We start from the raw sequence: 3,506 nt of genomic DNA on the forward strand, positions 1-3,506 counted from the left end.
GGTGAGGGCGGCGAGGTCGGTGCCCAGCACGACCGCCCGTTCGGTGAAGGTGGTGCGGGCGGTGGCCAGCGCGCGGGCGGTCGCGACGGGGTCGGTGTCGAGGCCGGTCCCGGCGAACGCGGCCAGCTGGCGGGCCTGGTCGCGCAGAGCGGACTCGTCCGCGCCGGAGAGCACCCAGGGGACGACCGTCGGGGCCGGGGCGGCGGGTGCCGCTTCCTCGGTGGCGACGACGGGCGCCTGCTCGATGATCACGTGGGCGTTGGTGCCGCTGATGCCGAACGCCGAGACGCCGGCCCGGCGCGGCCGGTCGGTCTCCCAGTCGCGGGCCTCGGTGAGGAGTTCGACCTCGCCCGCCTCCCAGTCCACGAACGGGCTGGGCGCGTCCACGTGCAGGGTCGCGGGCAGGACGCCGGCCCGGATCGCCATCACCGACTTGATCACCCCGGCGACGCCGGCGGCGGCCTGGGTGTGGCCGATGTTCGACTTCAGCGAGCCGAGGTAGAGCGGCTTGCTCTCGCCCCGGTCCTGGCCGTAGGTGGCGAGCAGGGCCTCGGCCTCGATCGGGTCGCCGAGCTTGGTGCCGGTGCCGTGCGCCTCGACCAGGTCGACCTCGCCGGTGGTCAGTCCGGCGTCGGCCAGCGCGGCCCGGATCACCCGCTGCTGGGAGGGGCCGTTGGGGGCGGTCAGGCCGTTGCTGGCGCCGTCCTGGTTGACGGCGGTGCCGCGCACGACCGCGAGCACCTTATGCCCCAGGCGCTGGGCGTCCGACAGCCGCTCCAGGACCAGGACGCCGACGCCCTCGCCCCAGCCGGTGCCGTCCGCACCGGCCGCGAAGGCCTTGCAGCGGCCGTCGGCGGACAGGCCGCGCTGGCGGGAGAACTCGACGAAGGTGCCGGGCTTCGCCATCACGGTGACGCCACCTGCCAGGGCCATCGAGGACTCGCCGGAGCGCAGCGAACGCACCGCCAGGTGCAGCGAGACCAGCGACGACGAGCAGGCGGTGTCGACGGTCAGCGCCGGGCCGATCAGGCCGTACTGGTAGGCGAGCCGGCCCGAGACGACGCTGCCGGTGTTGCCGGTCAGCAGGATGCCTTCGAGGTCGGCGGGCATCAGGCTGACCGGGGGCGCGTAGTCGTGGTACATCGAGCCGACGAAGACGCCGGTCTGGGAGTCGCGCAGCCCGGCCGGGTCGATGCCCGCCCGCTCGAACGCCTCCCAGGACACCTCCAGCAGCAGGCGCTGCTGCGGGTCCATCGCCAGGGCCTCGCGCGGCGAGATGCCGAAGAAGCCCGCGTCGAACTCGCCCGCGCCGTACAGGAACCCGCCCCGGTCGGTGTAGGTCGTCCCGGCCCGCTCGGGGTCGGGGTCGAACAGCGCGGCCAGGTCCCAGCCGCGGTCGGTGGGGAACTCCCCGATCGCGTCCCGGCCCTCGGCGACCAGGCGCCACAGCTCTTCCGGGGTGTTCGCGCCGCCGGGGAAGCGGCAGGCCATGCCGACGATCGCGATCGGCTCGCCGTCCGCGGCCTCGACCGGCGCCGCCACGGTGGCGGCGGCGTCCGCCGTGCCCAGCAGCTTGCCCGCCAGGTAGCCGGCGACCGCGCCGGGCGTCGGGTAGTCGAAGACCAGCGTGGTGGGCAGCCGCAGACCGGTGGCGGTGCTCAGGCGGTTGCGCAGCTCCACCGAGGTCAGCGAGTCGAAGCCGACGTTCTTGAACGGCTGGTCCAGCGCGATCGCGTCGGGCCTGCTGTGGCCGAGCACCTCGGCCGCCGACTCGCGCACCAGCGCGGTGATCCGGGGCTCCCGCTCGTCGGCGGGCAGCAGCTCCAGGCTCCCGGCGAAACCGGTCGCCGCGACCGGGCTCGCCGCCCGGGCCCGCACCCGGACCAGACCGCGCAGCAGCGGCGGCACCGCCCGGACGCTCGCGGCCGGAGCGGGGGCCTCGAAACGCAGCGGGACGAGCGTGGCGTCCGGGTGGCCGAGCGCCTCGTCCAGCAGGCGCAGCCCGGCCTCCGGGGCGAGCGGCTTGATGCCGTCCCGGCCCATCCGCAGCACGTCGGTGCTGCTCATCGCACCGGTCATGCCGCTGCTCTGCTCCCACAGGCCCCAGGCCAGCGAGGTGGCGGGCAGGCCGAGGGCGCGGCGGTGCGCGGCCAGCGCGTCCAGGAAGGCGTTGGCGGCCGCGTAGTTGGCCTGGCCGGCGCCGCCCACCAGACCGTTGACCGAGGAGTAGAGGACGAACGCGGTCAGGTCGAGGTCGCGGGTGAGTTCGTGCAGGTGCCAGGCGGCGTCGGCCTTCGGGCGCAGCACGTTCGCCAGCCGCTCGGGGGTGAGCGCGCCCACCACGCCGTCGTCCAGGACGCCGGCGGTGTGCACGACGGCCCGCAGCGGGCGGTCGGCGGGGATCGCGGCCAGCAGTGCGGCCAGCTGCGCGCGGTCGGCGACGTCGCAGGCCGCGACGGTCACCTCCGCGTCGAACTCGGCGAGTTCGGCGACCAGTTCGCGGGCGCCGGGCGCGTCCGGGCCGCTGCGGCTGGTCAGCAGCAGGTGCCGCACGCCGTGCTCGACCACCAGGTGCCGGGCCGCCAGCACGCCGAGCGTGCCGGTGCCGCCGGTGATCAGGACGGTGCCGTCCCGGTCCCAGGCCGCCGACTCCACCGCCGACTCCGCCGCAGCCTCCGCGCGGACCAGCCGCGGCACGTACGACGTGCCCTCGCGCAGCGCGAGTTGCGGCTCGTCGACGGGCAGGTCGGCAGGCAGCTCCGCCCCGGGCTCCACGTCCACCAGCACGAAACGTCCGGGCTGCTCGGTCTGCGCGGTGCGCACCAGACCCCAGATCCCGGCGGCCACCGGATCCACCGGCCCGCCCGCCACACTCACGGCCAGCTCGGTGACGATCGTCGTCACCGCGTCCTCGTCCGCCTCGGTCAGGGCCTCCTGGACGGTGCGCAACGCCTCCGCCGCGGCCAGGTGCGCCGACCCGGGCAGCTCGCCCGCCCACGGGCCGGCCAGCCGGACGGTCCGACCCGCCCGCCGCTCGACGGGCGCCGCCGACTCGTCCCAGCGCAGCGCGAACAGGTCACCGGCCGCTCCACCGGCCCGGGTCCCGAACGCGGCGGGGTCGACCGGACGCAGCGTCAGCGCGTCCGCGGTCACCACCGGGGCACCCGACAGGTCGGTCGCCTCGAACCGCCACGCGTTCGCCCCGCTCGGCGTCAACGTCACCCGCAGCGCCTCCGCGCCCACCGCGTGCACCCGCAGGCCCGACCAGGAGAACGGCAGCAGCGTGCCGTCACCCTCCACCAGACCACCCGGCAGCAGCGCGTGCAGCGGCGCGTCCAGCAGCGCCGGGTGCACCAGATGCGCCTCGCTGCCCGCCCGTTCGTCGGCACCGAGCGCCGCCTCGATCAGCAGCTGTTCGCCGTGGCGCCAGGCGCGTTGGAGTCCGCGGAAGGCGGGGCCGTAGCCGTAGCCGTGGGTGGTGACGCGGTTGTAGAGGTCGTGGGTGT

At 75.8% G+C, this 3,506-nt stretch carries 1 protein-coding gene; it reads right to left on the reverse strand.

What is annotated here, in order from left to right:
- Positions 1-3,506, reverse strand: a 3,506-nt coding sequence (locus ACZ3J7_RS40890) for a type I polyketide synthase (RefSeq protein WP_465628474.1), incomplete at both ends; no start/stop codon positions are given.

The organism is Kitasatospora sp. NPDC015121 (assembly GCF_055562955.1).